The following is an 18,966-nucleotide window of genomic DNA, read 5'->3' as shown; positions in this document are numbered from 1 at the left end:
CTGCCTCGCGCGTTACGCGGTGTGACCTGGTTGAAAGCCCATGCGGCGGGGCTGCCGACGGTCTCCAGCGGGGAATCGCGCCGTCCGGTGACCGTTCCTCCACAGATCCTGCCCGTCCTCAGCGGTGAGGAAGGTGGGCACCCTCGACTAGCCTGTCGGAGTGGCCATAGCTCTGTATCGACGTTACCGCCCGGAGTCCTTCGCCGAGGTGATCGGCCAGGACCACGTCACCACGCCCCTGCGGCGTGCGCTGCGTGCCGGGAGGATCGGTCATGCCTACCTGTTCTCGGGCCCGCGCGGCTGTGGCAAGACCACTTCCGCGCGCATCCTCGCGCGCTGCCTGAACTGCGCTGAGGGGCCGACGGACGTCCCCTGCGGTCAGTGCGACTCCTGCCGAGACCTCGCCACCGGCGGCGCCGGCAGCCTCGACGTGGTGGAGATCGACGCCGCCAGCCACGGCGGTGTCGATGATGCTCGTGAACTGCGCGAACGCGCCTCTTTCGCGCCCGTGCGAGACCGCTACAAGGTGTTCATCATCGACGAGGCCCACATGGTCACCTCGGCCGGGTTCAACGCGCTGCTGAAGTTGGTCGAGGAGCCGCCGGACCATGTGAAGTTCGTCTTCGCGACCACCGAGCCGGACAAGGTCATCGGGACCATCCGCTCACGCACCCACCACTACCCCTTCCGGCTGATCCCGCCGCAGGTGCTGGGCCCCTACCTCGAAGAGGTCTGCGCCGCCGAGTCCGTGCAGGTGGGTGAAGGCGTGATGCCGCTGGTGGTGCGGGCCGGCGGCGGTTCCGCCCGTGACTCGATGTCGGTGCTGGACCAGCTGATGGCCGGGGCGGGCGAGGGCGGGCTCGACGTCGCCACTGCGATCGCACTGCTGGGCTTCACCGACACCGCGCTGCTGGACACGGCGGTCACCGCAATCGCCCAGCGGGACGCCGCCGCGCTGTACGGGGCGGTCGAGCATGTGCTCGCCACCGGCCACGAGCCGCGGCGCTTCGTCGAGGATCTGCTGGAGCGGATGCGCGATCTGATCGTGCTGGCAGCCGTGCCGGACAAGGGCGCCGATCTGCTGCCGCAGGTCCCGGCCGGTGACCTCGAGCAGATGCGCGGCCAGGCCACCATGTTCTCCCCGGCCGATCTGTCGCTGTGCGGGGACCTGGTCCACGAGACGCTCTCGACGATGAGCGGTGCGACCTCCCCGCGGCTCCACCTCGAGCTGCTCGCGGCCCGTCTGGTGCTGCGCAACGAGCGGGCCGCGCTCGCCGCCGGTGACGGTCCTGCCCAGGTCGGGGCAGCCGCACCGTCGGGAGCTGGGGCCCCGGTGGCCGGTCCGGCCCAGGGCGCGCCCGGAGCGCCCGGCGCTTCCGGTGCGCGTGACGAGGCGCGACGCATCGCGCAGCAGAAGGTCGAGGCGGCGCGTCAGGCCCGCACGGGCCGCGCCCCGGTGCCCACGGAGCCGCGTGAGCAGCCCGCCCCGCAGCACGCGCAGGCCCCGGTCGCCTCCGCTCCGGCCGCCGCCCCGGCCGCCCCCGCGAGCACAGAGCAGCAGAGCGCCCACGTCCCAGCTCCCGCAGCGCAGGCACCCAGCACCTGGGCACCCGCGGCAGCGGCGCAGAATCAGCCGTCGGCCCAGCAGCCCCGTCCTGAGCAGGAGCCGCCCTTTACGCAGCAGCCGTCAGTGCCGCAGCAGTCCTCGGGGGCCCAGCAGGCAACGCCGGCGCAGGATCCGAGCGGCCCGTCGTCGGCGCCCATGGAGCAGACGGCGCCGCAGGCGTCACCGGCCGCTGCAGCACCTGACGGTCTCGATGCGGAGCATGTGCGCGGGCATTGGTCCGCGATCTTGGACGAGCTCCAGCAGATCCGGCGGCCGAGCTGGGCGCTGGTGTCCCAGAACGGGCACGTCAACGGGGCCCACGGCAGCACCCTGGTGATCGGCTTCCGCACCGAGGGGCTGGTCCATGCATTCCACCGAGGTACCGCCGGCGAGAATCTGGCTGACGCAGTGCGTCGCATCCTGCACACCGATGTCTCCGTTGAGGCAGTAGTCGGGGAGGATCCCGGCCCCGGCGGCGGTGGCAGCGGGACGAGCGGTCCGGGTGGACCGAGTGGATCGAACAGTCCCGGCGCACGTGGCGGCGAGGGCCCGAGCGGACCCGGTGCCCGCGGAGACGGTGGCCCGAGCGGCCCCGGAGATGCTGGCGGGCCCGGAGGGTCGAGGCGACCGCAGGCGGCACGCCCAGAGCCGGACGCGAACCGGCCCCATCCGGCTTCATGGGGAGACGCGGCGGCTTCCCTGCCGCCGCGCGACACCGCAGCGAGCACCGCCTCGAGCACCGCAACGAGCGCCGCCGCGAGCTCTGCCCAGCAGGCCCCTCGCGAGGAGCCACCCGTCTCCCTGGGCCAGCGCGCGTCCGAACGGGCCATGGCGGCCGCAGCTCGTGCATCCCAGTCCGGCCGGGGCGGCTCCGGCTCCGAGCGTGTCGAGGATTTCGCCCCTGAGCCCGACGACCCCTACCCGCCGGACCCTCACGACGAGTATCCGCCGGACGATCACGGTGCGAGGAATGAACTCCCCTCGCAGCAGGCTCCCGAGCAGCGCCCGGGCAGCGGCACTGGGCAAGAGCGCACCGGACGCTGGTCCGATGCACTGCATCAGGCAGAAGCGGACCGTGGGACGGCAGTCGGCGCCGCCCCCGCTGGCCCGGCGTCTGCCAGCACCGCGCCTGCCAGCACCGCGCCTGCCAGCACCGCCCTGAGCGGCGAGATCCCCGTGGTGGACGACGAAGGCCGGGACTCCGTCTCGCCGGAACAGCCCCGCACCTACGGCCAGAATGCGCTGAAGCGAGCGATCGCCGAAGGCCGCGTCGTCCACTCCCGACCGGCGCAGACCACTGCTGCCTTGACGCCCGCCGGTTCCGTGCCAGAGGGCCCCGCCCCCTCCGGGGTCGTGGCCGCCGATGCCGGCGGTGTCGCCGAGGAGCCGGGTGCCCCCGCTCTGCAGGCTGTGCCAGCGATGGGACAGAGCTCGGCCGCGAGTGCCGCCTCCGCGAACATCCCCCCGCACACGGATGCCGCATCGAGCTCCGCAGACGCGCAGGCAAGCACCGCCACTGCCCGTGCTGCGGCCTCCTGGGGCACCGCAGTGTCGACCACCGGCGCCGGCACCGGCGCTGGCACCGCGGCGACCAGCACGTCGGGGCCGGGCCCGGCCGGGCCCACTGCATCGGCGATAGCCCCGTCGGCCCCGCCGGTCTCCGCGCCGTCGACCGCGGCACCCCTGCAGCCCGTGCCCGCCCGCAGCGGCGCCGCGATGGTTCGTGAAGCCGCGCAGGCAGCGCAGGCGTCCCGCCCGGCGGGGCAGCGCTTCCGGGGGGCTCGAGGGGCCCAGCCCGATGAGGCCATGGCGGATGTCGACCCCACTGGCGGCGCGACCCGTGAAGACGCAGACGCCACCGGCGCCAACCGCAACGGCCGCGAGGTCATCGAGAAGCTGCTCGGCGGCAAGGTCCTCGAGGTCATCGACGAGAACCGTCCCCGCTAGAGCCCGTCGACCCCACCAGCGGGAACAGCGGGGCGAGGCTCAGAGGTTGCGCGGCTCAGACGTCGCGCGGCTCGAGCAGGCTGAACAGGTCGGTGCGCAGGCGAGCCGGATTCATCCCCTGGGAGGGCGGCGTCACGTAGAACTCCCAGAAGGGGTAGATCATCTGCTCCTCGGACTCGCCGATGTGCTCCGTGAACTCTCCCCACTTCTCGGCCAGCCCGGCGTAACCGCCGAAATGGGAGACCCAGCCCACGCGGCCCGCCGGCAGCACCGAACCGGTCACCTCATAGCCGCTGGGCAGGGACAGCGCCTCGGTGAGGGGCGCGTCGATCGGGAAACCGACCTCGAGATCACTGGTCGCGACCGGGGCGCGATGGTGCAGGGCGAAGGCGGGGCCGATCGGGTGCAGCCCCGCGGCCTCCAGCACCTCGATCAGATGCGAGAAGGTGCCGTCCATCAGGGTGGGCATCTCGTACATCGGGAAGTCCCGCTTCGACACCACGGCGGTGGGGATCTCCGGGGCCTGCGCCACCTGGCATTCGGAGGCAGGCTCCGCGGAGTCGTAGGGGTACGGCATCGAGGACATCGATCCTGGTCCTGTTCAGAGTCGACAAAGGGCCGTGCAAGCACGCGACGACCCGGTGATGACCGTACCGCCCCAGCGTGGGTGTCGCCACTCCGGGTGATCGGCGGCCCATGACCGCCCTCCGGGCAGGTGCGACACCCGTGGTGGCAGGTGGGTCACCCTGTGGAGCCGCACGTCGGCCCCGGGAACTACAGTTGGGCACGTGTACGAAGGCATTGTTCAGGACCTCATCGACGAGCTCGGCAGGCTGCCGGGCATCGGCCCCAAGTCGGCACAGCGGATCGCATTCCATCTGCTGGACGCCGACGATGCTGCTGTGCGCCGACTCGCGGAGGTGCTGATCAAGGTCAAGGACACCGTGCGCTTCTGCGAGGTGTGCGGCAACGTCTCCGCCGAGGACGAGTGCCGCATCTGCTCGGACCCTCGCCGCAGCGAGGAGATCATCTGCGTGGTCGAGGAGTCCAAGGACATCATCGCGATCGAGAAGATCCGCGAGTTCAAGGGCCGCTACCACGTGCTCGGCGGCGCGATCGATCCGATCGGAGGCGTGGGTCCGAACGACCTGCGGATCACCCAGCTGATGAGCCGGCTCGGTTCGGGGGAGACCAAGGAGGTCATCCTCGCGCTGGACCCGAACATCGAGGGCGAGGCCACCTCCGCCTACCTCTCCCGCCTGCTGAGCCCCCTCGACCTCACGGTCACCCGCCTCGCCTCCGGACTGCCCGTGGGCGGCGACCTCGACTACGCCGACGAGATGACGCTGGGTCGCGCCTTCCTGGGCCGCCGCGCCGTCTGAGGCCTCCCAGGAGACCCCATGACCTCGCCCTACACCCGCTCGCTGCCGCCGCTGAAGGACCTGCCGGCGCCCCGACGGCTGCCGGACGAGGCCACCCACCTCACCCCGCCCGGCGAGATCATCGCCGAGTCGAAGGGCGCGATCCGGACGCGCCTGCTGCGGATCTTCTGGGCCCCCGCCCTGGTGATCCTGGGCCTGTGGTACCTGCTGCTGGTGCTGTACGTCCTCGGCGCCTCGCCGACGTTCTGGTTCCTCTCGCTGCTGTCCGCACTCGCGGAACCTGCCTTCCTCCGGGCGACACTGATCGATCTGGGGTTCACCAGCACCGGGCTGGGCTCCGCCTTCCTGCTGGTCCCCGCAGCGGCGACGCTGCTCAGCCTGGCCCTGGTGCCCCTGGCCCCCAGCGTGATCGCCGGCCTCCAGCCGCGCCGCTTCCTCAGCGAACGGCAGTTCCAGCGCGCCGTCGCCACGCGGGTCACGACGGTGCTGATGCTCCCGCCGCTGCTGGTGGTGATCGCCCTGCCGGTCGCCGTGCTGCTGGGCGTGCCGCAGCCGTGGACCGGCCTCGGCGCGGGCCCGCTGTCCTCCCTCTGCCTGGCGATCCTCACGCTGCAGCTCGCCTGGGTGCTGGTGCGCCGCACCGTCACCGCGCCGAAGCTGCTGGGCGTCACCGATGCTGAGGCGCTGCGGACCACGGCTCGTATCGGCCGGGATCCGCAGGAGCGGCGCGAGGCCGCCAAGCAGGTCCTGGTCCAGGATCGCCGGCACCTGCCGCCGAGCCCCGGGAGCGAAGCAGCCAGTGCCGCCTTCACCCCTCGTGGCGCAGTGATCACGCTGGCGCTGCTGTCCTGGGCCAGCCTGACCTGGGTGATCCCGGCCGCCGCCGGGCTCGGCTGGGTGATCTTCGGGATCACGGACATGGTCACCGTGATCGTCGGCTTCACCACGATGGATCTCGTCGACGCAGGCTCGTCGCTTCCCATCGTGCAGCTGCTGCTCGCCCTGCCGGTGGCGGCCGTGATGCTGCTCGGGCTCGCACTCGCCCCCGGGACCGCCATGATGCTGTCCACGGGACAGCGCGACCAGGTCACCGATCAGCGCACCTACGAGGACTGGAGCCACCGCGCCCGGGTGAACCCGTGGGAAGCGCGAGTGGTGGGCCTGACCGGCTGGATCAGTGCTGGCTGGGGCTTGCTGGGCGCGATCATGTTCGCCGTGCTCCTGCAGGTGATCCAGGTCGCGACCGCATTGAGCTGGGTGTGGATCGTGACGGGAGCGCTGGTGCTGGTGCCCCTGCTCGGGCTCGCCGCCGCCTCGGCGATGCGCCGCGGGCTGAGGGATCTGCTCTATGGGCCGGCCGGGGACTATGTGCGCCGGGAGAGCCCGTACGCCCTGGTCGCCCCGGACATCGGCACCCGCGCGGATCGTGCCAAGGATCCTGCGGTGCGGGCCGCGATGCGCAAGCGGCTCCAGGCCGCCGGTGGTGACCACACGCTGGAGATCTTCGATCTGGACGCCGCCGGGGAGCGGCTCTGGGTCGATGACTCCGTGCCCGGCGCGAAGGACACCGCAGTGCGTGCAGCGGACCTCTCCCGTGGGGCCCTGCCGGACTTCGGTGGCGAAGGCTCAGCCTTCACCGGCGGTGGCCAGGCCAGCGGCGGCCGGGCCAGCGGTGACTACACCCCGCCGGGTCACGGCATCCCCGACTCCGTCACGGGGCTGCGGGAGCTGTAGAGCGACAGGTCCGGAGCCAGGGCCGGGCTAGAGTTCCGCGCTGGAGTTCGGGGCGGGTCTTTGCCGGTGCTGCGGGCCGACGGAGAGCCGGCCTCAGGCGATCCGTGTCCCGCTGCCCAGATGCCGGATCGGCACCGCGAGCCTCCAGGTCGCTACTGCGAGTGAGACACCTCCCGCGAGCATCCACAGCGTCAGGCCCATCGGCCAGATCGGCCGGTTCGGCATGGCGGCGAGGTCCTCGGGATAGCCCTCTTCCCCTGGCTCGCAGTAGTTGTTGTGGGAAGGATGGGTGATCGTGGCGGCGACGCGCATCCCGCTCTTGATCAGCCGCAGAACATCCGTGTTCTCCTCCCCGTCCCTCCAGTAGTCCGTCGGCAGCGGGGGCGCCGCTTCGGCTAGCAGCACCACCGGGTTCCCCCACAGCATCGGCATCGTCAGATCCACGCGCGGGACATCGCTGGTGCCCTGCTCCGCCACGCAGCGCCCCATACGCGCGCCGTCGGCGTGATCGTAGGTGGAGTAGTACTCGGTGACCTCGCGCTCCTGCTGCAGGAAGATCGCCGAGGAACCCCAGGCGATCGGCAGCACCACGGACACACCGAACACGATCACGTAGGCCAGCACCACCGAGCCCAGCTGCCGGTTCGTCACCGCAGACAGTCCCAGCCCCACGGCGGTCACGCACAGCGTCAGCAGCGCGATGACCAGCACGATCCGCAGGAAGTAGAACACCCCGATCCCGCCCAGCACCGCGATCGGCACCAGCGAGGGCAGGGCGAGCACCAGGAACGCAAGGCCCGTGAGGAAGCCGGCCAGCAGCTTGCCCAGCACGATCTCCAAGGGACTGAGCAGGCTCGCCTGGAGCGTGGCGAGGGTCCCGGCGGTGCGGTCACCGTTGATCGATCCGGCGGAGAGCGCCGGCACCACCAGCAGCATCGCGAACAGCACCAGGATGACCTGCAGGCTGAAGATCACCGCAGCGACCGGCTCGAGGGAATCCCACTGCGCGGTGTACAGCGTGGGAGCGAGCCCCAGCCCGCCGATGCCCAGCAGCACCACGGTCCACACCGCGAGCGCGACATACCAGCGCCCCGAACGGATCCGTTGCCGCAGCTCGAGCGAGGTGACCAGCCACAGCCCTCGCGGGCGCAGCGAGAGGATGCCGTTGAGGGGACGGCGGGGACCAGTCGGTGCCGGACCGCCGGATGAAGCCCCGCCGGAGGGTGGACCTCCGGATGCCGGACTGCCGGAGCCTGGACCGCTGGAGCCCGGGCCGCCGGACGCTGCGGGCATGGGCGCTTCGGGCACAGAGGTGGACGCGCTCATCACAGGGCTCCTTCACGGTGGGCGGCATCGGAGGCGAGGTAGGCGGCCTCGAGTCGACCGGTCGCGGGACCGAATGCGATGACCTGGGCCTTCGCGGCGGTGAGGTCGGCGAGCAGGCGGGCGGCGGTGGCCTCGTCGGGCAGCTGCACGATCACCTCTGCATGACCGCTGGTGGTGCGATCGGGGCCGAGCACCCCGCGGTGGCGCACCCCGAGCCGTCCCAATGCCGAGGCCAGGGCCTGCAGATCCAACGAGCTGATCCTCCAGGGGCGCGGCCGAGCCGCCAGATCGCGCACGCTCGAGGCGTCCACCACCCGGCCGGAGTCCATGAACACCACATGATCAGCCATCTCCTCGAGCTCAGTGAGGATGTGGCTGGAGACCAGCACGGTGGTCCCCGCAGACGCCAGCGAGCGGACCACCCGCAGCAGGCGTCGGCGCGACGCCGGGTCGAGCCCGGAGGCGGGCTCGTCGAGGATCAGCACCGAGGGGCCATGGATGAGCGCACGGGCCAGACCCAGGCGCTGCTTCTGCCCACGGGAGAGCACGTGCGCGGGCTGTTGGGCGAGAGAGGCGAGATCCAGCAGCTGCAGCAGCTCATCGACCCGCTGCCGCAGCTCGGGCCCGGGCAGGAAGTAGGCACGGCCCATCACCTCGAGCACCTCCGCCACCCGCAGCGAGTCCCACGCCCCGAACTGGTCCGGCATCCATCCCACGCTCGCCCGCACCGCCGGGGAATCGGCCGACGGGTCGACGCCGTCGATCAGCACCCGGCCGGAGTGCGGGGCCAGCAGCGAGGCGAGCATCAGCATCAGCGTCGACTTGCCGCAGCCATTGGGGCCCACCAGCGCGGTCACCGCGCCGCGCGGCGCGGTGAAGCTCAGATCATGCACCGCCTGCACGCTGCCGAAAGCACGGCTCACATGTTCGGCGACGATCCCGGGGGTTGCGCCGGCGGCGAGGTCGGTGCGGTGCGCGGGCGCCGGGGCCAGCGCGCCGTAGCTCGTGGCGCGTCCGGGATACGACTGCAGGCCGGGCGCTGCCGCGCCGTTCTGCGTGGGACTCTCGTGCGTGGGACTCTCGTGCGTCGGACCGCTGCGCACCGGGGCGCTCTGCGCGGGCCCGCTGAGGGGCGGTTCGTTCTGCGCGGGACTGCTGTGGGCAGGGCCGTCGGACTGGATCGGCCAGTGGTCGTAGGCGCCGGACGTGTGCGGCGGCGCCTGTTCCCCCTGCGATCCCCGGCCCGTGCCCCCGGCCGCGGGTGTGCTGTGCGTCATGTGCACAGACTGGCATGCCGGAACCCGTCGCGGGCAGGACTTCGCGGGCACATTACGGGGACGAATCGTGGGGGAGTGGTGGAGGATGCCCAGGGACTGAGCAACGAGAACGGGCGCTGGAGAGCAGGCTGCGGAGATACTTCCGCAGGGTGCGCTCCAGCGCCCGTCGTCCTCCGATGCTCAGCAGGTCAGGTGATCCCGCTGAGCCAGCGGGCTCACTCCGCCATGGCGGCGTTGCCCTCCTCCTGTGCCTGCGGGATGCCCTCCTCGGCGGTGAGGCGGCCGATGAAGACCTCCTGGAAGACCGGGATCGCGGCGGTGAGGCCAGCATTCGCGCGGGCGCCGGTGTCGGCCTCAGCGGCGTTCTTCGCGGCGTCCACGAAGATGCTGACGTCCACGCCCTTCTCCTCCCAGAACGCGATGAAGGCGTCCTGCGCGTCGACATGGCCGGGGAAGGAGACGCCCTTCTCGGCGAGCGGCAGCTGGCCGTTCTTGCTGCCCAGCCAGGTCAGCAGCTCGGTGATGCCGGTCTGCTGCTCCTCGTCGGCCTTCGCGTTGCCCACCGCGACCACACCGTGCACCAGGGACTTCGCGCCCGCGGGGCCGGCCACCGGCGCGGCGAGCGCCCACTCGAAGGAGTCGGCCACGCCATCGGAGATCGCCAGCAGGTTGTAGGGGCCGGACTGGAACAGGCCGAGCTTGCCCTGGGTGAACAGGTCGCGGGTGAAGTCACCGTTCTCGTTGGTGTCTGCGGCGCTGGGGGCCACGTTCTCCACGTTGATGAGGTCGGCCATGTACTGGAACGCCTCGATGCCCTCGGGAGAGGCGAAGGTGTACTGGTCGTCCTTCTGCCACTCGGCGCCGTTCGAGGCGAGCATCGGGCCGATGATCGCCTGGCGGTCCGCCTGCGAGTTGAAGCCGAACTGCTCACGGGAATCGGCGTCGAAGCCGTCCTCGCCCGGGTGCTTGCCGGCACCGTCCAGGGTCAGCGCCTTTCCGGCATCGCGCAGCGAGTCGGTCTCCGCGGCGGGGTCGAAGGCGAGGGCCGACGGGTCCACGCCCGCCTCCTCGACCAGGGCCTTGTTGTAGAACAGGGCGATCGAGTCCCAGATCTGCGGCACGCCCCACAACCCGCCGTCGCGGGTGTAGAGGTCCACCACGGACTGCTCCCACTGGGCCGCGCCGTCGGGGATCACCTCGTTGATGTCCAGCAGTGCCTCGGAGTCCTTGAACTGGATGTAGTTCGCGGAGTTCATCCAGTACACATCCGCCGCGTCACCGCTGGCCACATCCAGCGGCAGGCGGGTCCAGTAGTCGGCCCACGGCACCACGTCGATCTTCACGTTCCAGCCGCTCTCGGCGGTGAACGCGGTGAAGGACTCCTCGTACGCGGCCACGGCATTCTCATCCCACAGCCGGAAGGTCAGCGTGCCCTTGTCCCCGCCGGTGCTGCCACCCGCGTCGCTGGCGCCGCTGCCCGGGGTGCCGCCCGAGCCGCCGTCATCGCTGGACGGGGAGCACGCCGCCGCGGTGGTGAGCAGGCCGGCGGCGGCGAAGGAGGAGAGGAGAGTACGACGGTTCAACATGTGATTCCTTCCGAGAACACTAGTGCTCCTATCATCAACCATTCGTGCTGGTGATGGGGTGATGTATGTCTTCGGGTGACGCCGATGCGTGTCCGCGTCAGCGCAGCGTCGCCTCGCCCACCGAGCGGGTGATCTGCTTCTGGAAGACCACCATCAGGATCACCAACGGCAGCATCGCCAGCGTCGTACCCGCCATGACCAGGGTCCAGTTGTTGTTGTACTGCGATTGCAGCGCGGAGGTCGCCACCGTGATCACCCGCCACTCGGGGCCAGAGGTGATCACCATCGGCCACATGAAGTTGTTCCAGTGGGTGACCACCGTGATCAGCACCAGGGTCACGATGATCGGCCGGTTCAGCGGCACCACCAGATGCCACAGCAGGCGCAGGGTGCCCGCGCCGTCGATCCGCATCGCATCCATCAGCTCGCTGGGCACACCGCGGAAGTTCTCCCGCAGCAGGAAGATCGCGTAGGGGGAGCCGAGCACGAAGGGGAGGATCAGGGCCCAGAAGGTGTTGCGCAGCCCCACCTCGCTCATCATCAGGTACAGCGGCACCACCACGACCACCTGCGGCACCATCAGCGTCGCGATGTACACCCAGAACAGCAGGTCACGGCCGGGGAAGCGGAGCTGAGCGAAGGCATAGGCGGCGAGCACCGAGAACACCATCTGGCCCACCAGGATCACGGCGACCATCTGCACCGTGACCACGACCGGGGTGACGAAGCCGTCTGGTGAGGTGAACAGGCCGATGAAGTTCTCCAGCACGGGGGGCACGGGGATCGACAGCGGTCCCTGCTGGGCGAACTGCCGGGTGGAGGTGAATGCGGTGAGCACGGAGAAAAGGAACGGTCCCAGGGTCAGCACGGCGGCGACGGCGAGCACCAGGTAGGTGATGCCGTGGCCGAACAGGCGCCGTGCGAGCAGCGTGCCGGTGAGGCGGCGTCGGCTCGTCGGGCGCGCGGGGGTGGCCTCGGGAGCATCGGTGTTGGCGTGCGGTGTGGCGGTGCGCGGTGTGGTCATCTCGTCGGTGTCCTCTCAGCTCATGTCGTAGGTGATGCGGCGGGAGAACCAGCGCTGCTGGGCCACCGTGATCACCACCAGGAGGAGGAACAGGATCACCGCGACCGCGCTCGCGCGGCCCAGGCGGCTGGAGACGAAGGCTTCCTGGTAGATCAGGGAGGCGATCACCTCGGTGCGGTGCTGGGGGCCGCCGCCGGTGAGGGCGAAGACCATGTCGAACACCTGGAAGCTCGCCACCACCTGGGTGACGGCGAGGAAGAACGTGGTGGGGCGCAGCAGCGGGACCGTCATGAACCACAGCTGCTGGGCCGGTCCGGCGCCGTCGATGCGGGCGGACTCGTAGATCGAGCCGGGGATGCGGGTGAGCCCGGCCTGGAAGAACAGCGAGATGTAGCCGACGTTCTGCCAGATCGCGACGAAGGCGACCGCGGGCAGGGCGAGCGACGGATCGGTCAGCCATTCGATACGCACGCCCAGGATCTGGTTCAGTGCACCGACCGACGGCTGGAAGATCCACTTCCAGACCACGCCGAGCGCGAGCGGCGCACACACCCAGGGGATCACCACGATCACCCGCACGATCGCCGAGCCCGGCAGGGCGCGCACCAGCTGCGTGGCGAGGATCAGACCCAGCGCGAGCGAGACCGGCACCGAGATCAGCGTGAAGATGCCGGTGACCAGCAGGGAGTTGGTCAAGGCGCCGTCCGAGAGCAGCGCCTGGTAGTTCTCTATCCCGATGAAGCGGCGAGTGCCCAGCAGGTCCCAGCGGAACAGGGAGACGACGAAGGCGATCAGCACCGGCAGGATCAGGAAGGCCGCCACCCCGATCAGGCTGGGGGCGATCAGCAGCCAGCCCAGCAAGGGCCTGCGCGAGTTCATGCGGCCCCTCTCGTGCGCGATGTCGTGCTCGGTCTCATCGGATCAACGTATAGCAGGTCAGCGTTGCACCCGTGCGTCGTGCCCAGCGATGGTCGGGGCCGGCCGACGGGGCCAGCCGACGGGGCGAGCCGAAGGGGCTGGCCGACGGGGCTGGCCGACGGGGCCACAGGGCCGCAGAGCGCAGCCGACCGAACGGACGCAGAGCGGCGCGGTGCCGCTGTGCTCCATTACGCTCGGCACCATGAGCTCAGCGTCGCAGCCAACAGCCCCGCAGCCCTCCGGTCAGCACCGGACGCAGCCGCCGGGCCAGAACGAACCGCCGAGCCCCGCACCGGCGCATCATCATGACGTCCCGGCCTCCGCCCCGGTGCCGGGCGGGCATGTGCCGGCCGCGCCCGACCGGGACCACCAGCTGGAGCGCGCGCTGCCCACCGTCACCCATGACGACCCGTCGGACCCTCACGCCTCGATCTACGACCACGGCTTCCTGCGCGCCGCCGCCGTCACCGTCCCGGTCGCGCTCGCCGACCCCGCCACCAACGCCGAGCGCCACCTCGAGGTGCTGCGCGACCTCGACCGGCAGCAGGTGGGGCTCGCGGTGTTCCCCGAGCTGTCCCTGACCGGGTACTCGCTGGACGACCTGGTGCTGCAGGAGCCGCTGCTGGACGCCGCCGAGCAGGCGATCCTCGCCGTGGTCGAGGCCAGCCGTGAGCTGATGCCGCTCATCGTGCTCGGCGCCCCGCTGCGGGTCCCCGCCCGCAACCGCGTGGTGAACGCCGCGATCACCATCCATCGCGGGGAGATCGTGGGCATCCACGCCAAGCAGCACCTGCCCACCTACCGCGAGTTCTACGAGCGGCGCTGGTACGCCTCGGGGGACGACGTCTGCTGGGAGAATGTGCGCATCGGCCGGACGGAGCATCAGCTCACCCCGCACCAGCTGATCGAGGTGCCCGACGTGCCGGGCCTGAGCCTGTTCGTGGAGATCTGCGAGGACATGTGGGTGCCGATCCCGCCGTCGGCCGAGGCCGCGCTCGCCGGCGCCACCGTGATCGCGAACCTGTCCGGCTCGCCGATCACCATCGGCCGGGCCGACGAGCGCAAGTTGATGGCCCGCTCCGCGTCCGCCCGCTCCCAGGCCGCGTACATCTACGCCGCTGCCGGGGAGGGGGAGTCCACCACCGACCTCGCCTGGGATGGACAGACCTTCATCTACGAATGCGGTGACCTGCTGGGCGAGACCGAGCGCTTCCCGCAGGGCCCCCGCGCCACCATCGCGGACATCGATCTCTCCCGGGTCGTGGCCGAGCGGCGCCGCATGAACACCTTCGACGACAATCGGCGCATCCACGCCGAACGCCTGAAGGAGTACGCCGGCAGCCGCGCACGGCTCCTGTTCGGAGTGGAAGCGGCCGACGAGATCTCCTTCGACGCCTGGGACCCTGACGGGGACTCCCAGCCCGTCGGCCGCCCCGCGACCGGGCCGCTGCGCCGCAAGCTGGACCGCTTCCCCTTCGTGCCCGACGACCCGGCCCGCCTGGCCCAGGACTGCTATGAGGCGTTCTCGATCCAGGTCGCGGGTCTGGTGCGTCGGCTGAGCGCGATCGGCGGGGACAAGCCCGGCGGCACGAAGCCGGTGCTCGGCGTCTCAGGCGGTCTGGACTCCACGCATGCGCTGCTGGTGTGCGCACGAGCCATGGACCTGCTGGGTCGCGACCGCTCCGAGATCCTCACCTACACGATGCCCGGATTCGCGACCACCGAGCACACCCGCTCCAACGCCGAGCTGCTCTCGCGCGCGGTCGGTGCGAGCTTCGAGACCATCGACATCCGTCCCTCCGCCACCCAGATGCTGAAGGACATGGGCCATCCCTACGGCAGCGGCGAGGAGGTCTACGACGTGACCTTCGAGAACGTCCAGGCCGGGATGCGCACCGACTACCTGTTCCGCCTGGCGAACCACCACGGCGGGATCGTGGTGGGCACCGGGGACCTCTCCGAGCTCGCGCTCGGCTGGTGCACGTACGGCGTGGGCGACCACATGTCCCACTACGGCGTGAACGCCGGCGTGCCCAAGACCCTGATCCAGCACCTGATCCGCTGGGTGGTCGCCGAGGAGATCTTCGGCGACGACGCCTCGGAGGTGCTGCAGGCGGTGCTGGACACCGAGATCAGTCCCGAGCTGATCCCGGCGCGTGAGGGCGAGAAGGCGCAGTCCACCGAGAGCTCGATCGGTCCCTACGCGCTGCACGACTTCTTCCTCTATCACCTGCTGCGTCGCGGCTACGGTCCGGCGAAGACCGCCTACCTCGCCCATCAGGCCTGGGGTGACGTCGACGCCGGAGAGTGGCCCGCCGGCTACTCCGACGCCGACAAGCGCCCCTATTCCCGCGAGGAGATCAAGCACTGGCTGACGGTGTTCGTCCGCCGCTTCTTCGCCAATCAGTTCAAGCGCTCCGCCCTGCCCAACGCCCCGAAGGTGCTGGCCGGCGGCTCGCTCTCCCCGCGCGGTGACTGGCGGATGCCGGCCGACGCGACGGCGAAGGCCTGGATGGCCGAGATCGAGCGCGACGTGCCGGGGGAGTAGACCTCGGCGGCGCCCAGCTCAGCGAGCGGGATCGCCTCCCGCGCCCTTCCGCCGCCCCGCGCCTCGCCCCGCGGCTCCGCGGTTCCTTCGCCCAGCCGCCCCGCGCCCCGCCCCGCCGCCGCGCGGTTCCTTCGCCCAGCCAGCGGGGCAAAGTGGGCGAATAGATGCGGCCATTCCCCCTACTTTGCCCCGCTGGCGCCTACTTTGCCCCTCTGGCGCGTGGCGGGTGCCTGACACAGGACCGATGCCCCCTGATGTGGCCCGCCCCGCCGAGCGCGCCCCGGCCTACTTCACCGCACCCATCGACAGGCCGCGCACCAGCTGCTTCTGCGCGATCCAGCCGGCGAGGACCACCGGCAGGGACGCCAGCACCGAGGCGGCGGAGAGCCGGGCCAGGAACTGTCCCTCCGAGGTCATGGTCGACATCAGGAAGATCGGCACCGTCGCGGCATTCGCAGCGGTGAGGTTCAGGGCGAAGAAGAACTCGTTCCACGCGAAGATCACGCAGATCAGCGCGGTGGCAGCCACGCCCGGCGCGACCATCGGCAGCAGCACAGTGCGCATGGTGCGCATCAGCGAGGCCCCATCGATCGATGCCGCCTCGAGCACCTCGCCGGGCACTTCGAGGAAGAACGAGCGCATCATCCACACCGCGATCGGCAGGTTCATCGCCGTGTACAGCACGATCAGCGTGAGGATGTTGTCGAGCATCCGCAGCTGCCCGGCGATCACATAGATCGGCATGATCACGGCGACCACCGGCAGCATCTTCGTGGAGATGAAGAAGAACAGGAAGTCCTGGGTGCGCTTCACGGGGCGGATGCTCACCGCATAGGCGGCCGGCACGGCGAGCACCAGCACCAGCAGCGTCGAGCAGACGGTCGCGATCGCCGAGTTCAGCAGGTACGAGCCGGCGCCGGAGGTGCCGATGATCGAGGCGTACTGATCCAGCGTCGGGGTGAAGAAGAAGGTGGGCGGGCTCGAGGCCGCCTGGCTCTCCTGCTTGAAGCTGGTCAGCACCATCCACGCCACGGGGGCGAAGAAGATCAGACCGGCGGCCCAGGCCAGCACGGACAGCAGATGCCTGCTGACCTGGCCCTTCGGCCGCCGAGGACGGATCGGTGCAGCCGACCGGGTAGGACGGGCAGCGGGGTGCCGAGGGGCGTCGGCGGTGGCGGTCGCGGTGCTCATGACTGCTCCTTGGAGTTGATGCTCGTGAAGATCAGGCGCAGCGCGAAGGTGGCGATCACGATCGTGGCGATCACGGTGACCACGCCCATCGCAGCGGACTGCCCGATGTCGAAGCCGAGGAACGCGCGCTGGTAGATGTAGAACGGCAGGTTGGCACTGGCGGTGCCGGGCCCGCCCGCCGTCATCAGATAGATCTGGTCGAAGGTGTTGACGACATAGATCGCGCCCAGCAGCACCGACAGTTCGAGGTAGAACCGCAGGTGGGGAAGGGTGATGTGTATGAAGGTCTGCCAGGCGCTGGCGCCATCCATCGAGGCGGCCTCGAGGACGTCACCGGTCTGAGACTGCAGGCCCGCCAGGAGCAGCAGCATCATGAACGGTGTCCACTGCCACACCAGCGCGATGATGATCGAGACCATCGGGAACTGGCTGGTCCAGTCCACCGGGGAGATCCCTACGGTCCCGATCAGCCAGTTGACCAGGCCGTACGTCGGATCGAACATCGAGATCGACCAGAGCATCGCGCCGGCCACCGGCATGATGAGGAAGGGCGTGATCAGCAGGGTGCGGATGAAGCCGCGGCCGAAGAACTTCCGGTCCAGCAGCAGCGCGAGCCCCAGCCCCAGCAGCAGCGAGACGACCACGCAGCCCAGCGTGAACAGGATGGAGTTCAGCGCCGCGGTGCGGAAGGTGGAGTCGACGAAGATGTCGAGGTAGTTGCGCAGCCCCACGAACTTCTCGCCCTCGGGGCGCAGCAGGTTGCGGGAGCGCAGGGAGTACCAGATCGTCAGCAGGAACGGGATCTGGGTGCAGACGACCACGAACAGGAACGCGGGCATCAGCGGCAGTCGGCGCCGCCAGGCCTCGGCTTTGGAGTAGTCGCCGCCCTGGGCGGGGCGGGCGCGGGGTCCGTCGGTCGACGGGGTGCGCGGCGCGTCGGGCCCGCGGCCGACGGGAGCATCGGTGGTGGTCGACATGGCTCAGCCTTCCCATCCGTAGGTGCGGGCGACCGATTCGGCGAAGCCCTGGGACTGCTTCAGCGCCTCGTCGACGCTCTTCTGGCCCGCGATCGCGGCGGAGAACTGCTGGCCGACGCGGGTGCCGAGGTCCTGGAACTCGGGGATGCCCACGAACTGCAGGCCCGGGTAGGGGACCTCCTCGGTCATGGACTGCTCCTGGGTGGCGGCCGCCATCGAGTTCAGGGTGGGCTCGGCGTAGGTCTTCGAGAGCTCCGCGTACTCGGGGATCTCATAGGTGGACAGCCGGGAGCCGGGCGGCAGCGCCTCCCAGCCGATCTCCTCGCCCACCAGCTGGAAGTAGTCGGGATGGGTCATCCAGGCGATGAACTCCCAGGCCGCATCCTTCTTCTCGCTGGTCTCCGGGATGGCCAGCGCCCAGGAGTACAGCCAGCTGGTGGAGTCGGTGAGCTCGGTGGGTCCCAGGGCGTAGCCGGTCTTGCCGACGACGGTCGAGGACCGAGGGTCCTCGATGCCGGAGACCATCGAGGTGGCGTCGAACCACATGGCGGCGTTGCCCTGGCTGACCAGGTTCAGGCAGTCGCCGAACCCGGAGGTCGCGGCACCGGGCTGGCCGAAGGTGCGCACCGTGTCGACGTAGGTGCTCACCGCCTCGCGCACTTCGGCGGACTCGAGGGCGGGGGCCCAGTCCATGTCGAACCAGCGGCCGCCGAAGGTGTTGATGACGGTGTTCATCGGGGCGAGGTTCTCGCCCCAGCCGGCCAACCCGCGCAGCGCGAGGCCCGTCATGCCGGCGTCGGGGTCGTGGAGGACCTCGGCGAACTCCTGCAGCTCGTCCCAGCTGGGACGCTCGGGCATCTCGAGCCCTGCCGCGTCGAAGAGGTCCTGGCGGTACACGAGGAACGCGCTCTCGCCATAGAAGGGCACCGAGTGCATGGCGCCGTCCACGGTCAGGGCGTCCTTGATCGTGGGGATGAAGTCCTCGGGCTGGTAGCCGTCGGTCTTCGCGATATAGGGCTCGAGGTCGGTGAGCCAGCCGTTGGCGGCCCACAGCGGAGTCTCATAGTTGGAGATCATCACGACGTCGAACTCGCCGCCGCCGGAGGCGACCGACGCGGTGATCTTCGCGCGCGCCTCGTTCTCCGGCAGGGACACGAAGCGCACGTCGATGTCGGGGTGCTGCTCGGTGAAGCGGTCGATGAGGCTGATCGCGTCCTGCATCTGCGGATTCGAGACGATCGCGACGACGAGCGATTCCTTGCCGCCGGAGCCTGCGCCGCAGGCGGCGAGGCCTGCCGCACCGAGCCCGGCGAGGCCTGCTCCGAGCACGCTGCGACGGTTGGGCTGGAGCGTGCGGAAGGGCTGCGGTGCGCTGGAAGTCTGCGGCGAGCGGGGACGCTGGCGGGTGCGGGGATCCCGCGGAGGTGGCGGCGATCCTGGAGGAAGGCTC

Annotated in this window: 13 protein-coding genes; 4 read left to right on the top strand and 9 right to left on the bottom strand. The window is 70.4% G+C overall.

From position 1 onward, the window contains the following. The first annotated feature begins 160 nt into the window (after positions 1-160). Positions 161-3,553, top strand: a complete 3,393-nt coding sequence (locus ACT3SQ_RS10215; RefSeq protein WP_444601110.1) for a DNA polymerase III subunit gamma and tau — start codon at positions 161-163, stop codon at positions 3,551-3,553. A gap of 55 nt (positions 3,554-3,608) precedes the next feature. Here the strand turns inward: ACT3SQ_RS10215 and ACT3SQ_RS10210 are convergent, their stop codons facing one another. After that, positions 3,609-4,139 (bottom strand): transcriptional regulator, encoded by a 531-nt coding sequence (locus ACT3SQ_RS10210; protein ID WP_441445311.1) that lies wholly within the window; start codon positions 4,137-4,139, stop codon positions 3,609-3,611. 202 nt (positions 4,140-4,341) lie between these two features. On the opposite strand from ACT3SQ_RS10210, the gene recR reads away from it, so the two are divergent. After that, positions 4,342-4,935, top strand: coding sequence for a recombination mediator RecR (gene recR / locus ACT3SQ_RS10205; protein ID WP_441445310.1), 594 nt, complete (start codon positions 4,342-4,344; stop codon positions 4,933-4,935). Between the two features lie 18 nt (positions 4,936-4,953). Next, complete coding sequence (locus tag ACT3SQ_RS10200; RefSeq protein ID WP_444502458.1) at positions 4,954-6,669, top strand: hypothetical protein; 1,716 nt, start codon at positions 4,954-4,956, stop codon at positions 6,667-6,669. Positions 6,670-6,762: 93 nt separating this feature from the next. Here ACT3SQ_RS10200 and ACT3SQ_RS10195 read toward each other — a convergent pair whose 3' ends face one another. From ACT3SQ_RS10195 to ACT3SQ_RS10175, 5 genes are all read right to left on the bottom strand, one after another. Further along, positions 6,763-7,995, bottom strand: coding sequence for an ABC transporter permease (locus ACT3SQ_RS10195; protein ID WP_441445308.1), 1,233 nt, complete (start codon positions 7,993-7,995; stop codon positions 6,763-6,765). Then, positions 7,995-9,272: an ABC transporter ATP-binding protein gene (locus tag ACT3SQ_RS10190; protein WP_441445307.1), complete on the bottom strand. Its 1,278-nt coding sequence runs from the start codon at positions 9,270-9,272 to the stop codon at positions 7,995-7,997. Before ACT3SQ_RS10190 ends, ACT3SQ_RS10195 begins: the two co-directional genes overlap by 1 nt. A gap of 215 nt (positions 9,273-9,487) precedes the next feature. Next, positions 9,488-10,858 carry an extracellular solute-binding protein gene (locus tag ACT3SQ_RS10185; protein WP_442331953.1) on the bottom strand — a complete coding sequence of 457 codons (1,371 nt, stop codon included), beginning with the start codon at positions 10,856-10,858 and terminating at the stop codon, positions 9,488-9,490. A 97-nt stretch (positions 10,859-10,955) separates the two neighbouring features. Beyond that, positions 10,956-11,882: a carbohydrate ABC transporter permease gene (locus ACT3SQ_RS10180; RefSeq protein ID WP_441445305.1), complete on the bottom strand. Its 927-nt coding sequence runs from the start codon at positions 11,880-11,882 to the stop codon at positions 10,956-10,958. 15 nt (positions 11,883-11,897) lie between these two features. After that, positions 11,898-12,761: a carbohydrate ABC transporter permease gene (locus ACT3SQ_RS10175; protein ID WP_441445304.1), complete on the bottom strand. Its 864-nt coding sequence runs from the start codon at positions 12,759-12,761 to the stop codon at positions 11,898-11,900. Between the two features lie 241 nt (positions 12,762-13,002). Here ACT3SQ_RS10175 and ACT3SQ_RS10170 point away from each other — a divergent pair, with 241 nt between their 5' ends. Then, positions 13,003-15,348, top strand: coding sequence for an NAD(+) synthase (locus tag ACT3SQ_RS10170; RefSeq protein WP_444502463.1), 2,346 nt, complete (start codon positions 13,003-13,005; stop codon positions 15,346-15,348). Positions 15,349-15,633: 285 nt separating this feature from the next. Here the strand turns inward: ACT3SQ_RS10170 and ACT3SQ_RS10165 are convergent, their stop codons facing one another. The 3 genes from ACT3SQ_RS10165 to ACT3SQ_RS10155 are packed head-to-tail and all read right to left on the bottom strand — an operon-like array spanning position 15,634 to position 18,845. Continuing rightward, on the bottom strand, positions 15,634-16,539 hold the full coding sequence (locus ACT3SQ_RS10165; RefSeq protein WP_444601109.1) for a carbohydrate ABC transporter permease: 906 nt from the start codon (positions 16,537-16,539) through the stop codon (positions 15,634-15,636). After that, positions 16,536-17,516: a carbohydrate ABC transporter permease gene (locus tag ACT3SQ_RS10160; protein WP_441445301.1), complete on the bottom strand. Its 981-nt coding sequence runs from the start codon at positions 17,514-17,516 to the stop codon at positions 16,536-16,538. Before ACT3SQ_RS10160 ends, ACT3SQ_RS10165 begins: the two co-directional genes overlap by 4 nt. A 3-nt stretch (positions 17,517-17,519) precedes the next feature. Further along, positions 17,520-18,845, bottom strand: a complete 1,326-nt coding sequence (locus ACT3SQ_RS10155) for an ABC transporter substrate-binding protein (RefSeq protein WP_345075480.1) — start codon at positions 18,843-18,845, stop codon at positions 17,520-17,522. Positions 18,846-18,966 lie beyond the last annotated feature (121 nt).

The organism is Brachybacterium sp. AOP42-C2-15, from assembly GCF_052377065.1.
Lineage (GTDB): Bacteria > Actinomycetota > Actinomycetes > Actinomycetales > Dermabacteraceae > Brachybacterium.
Note: the sequence above shows the minus strand (reverse complement) of the source record. Positions and strands in the feature narration are given on the sequence as shown.

Excerpts from the sequence above, each read along its gene's own strand:
- ACT3SQ_RS10160 (WP_441445301.1), bottom strand. The coding sequence starts at position 17,516 with ATGTCGACCACCACCGATGCTCCCGTCGGCCGCGGGCCCGACGCGCCG.
- ACT3SQ_RS10210 (WP_441445311.1), bottom strand. The coding sequence starts at position 4,139 with ATGTCCTCGATGCCGTACCCCTACGACTCCGCGGAGCCTGCCTCCGAA.
- ACT3SQ_RS10190 (WP_441445307.1), bottom strand. The coding sequence starts at position 9,272 with ATGACGCACAGCACACCCGCGGCCGGGGGCACGGGCCGGGGATCGCAG.
- ACT3SQ_RS10180 (WP_441445305.1), bottom strand. The coding sequence starts at position 11,882 with ATGACCACACCGCGCACCGCCACACCGCACGCCAACACCGATGCTCCC.
- ACT3SQ_RS10165 (WP_444601109.1), bottom strand. The coding sequence starts at position 16,539 with ATGAGCACCGCGACCGCCACCGCCGACGCCCCTCGGCACCCCGCTGCC.
- ACT3SQ_RS10170 (WP_444502463.1), top strand. The coding sequence starts at position 13,003 with ATGAGCTCAGCGTCGCAGCCAACAGCCCCGCAGCCCTCCGGTCAGCAC.
- ACT3SQ_RS10175 (WP_441445304.1), bottom strand. The coding sequence starts at position 12,761 with ATGAACTCGCGCAGGCCCTTGCTGGGCTGGCTGCTGATCGCCCCCAGC.
- ACT3SQ_RS10195 (WP_441445308.1), bottom strand. The coding sequence starts at position 7,995 with ATGAGCGCGTCCACCTCTGTGCCCGAAGCGCCCATGCCCGCAGCGTCC.
- ACT3SQ_RS10200 (WP_444502458.1), top strand. The coding sequence starts at position 4,954 with ATGACCTCGCCCTACACCCGCTCGCTGCCGCCGCTGAAGGACCTGCCG.
- ACT3SQ_RS10185 (WP_442331953.1), bottom strand. The coding sequence starts at position 10,858 with ATGTTGAACCGTCGTACTCTCCTCTCCTCCTTCGCCGCCGCCGGCCTG.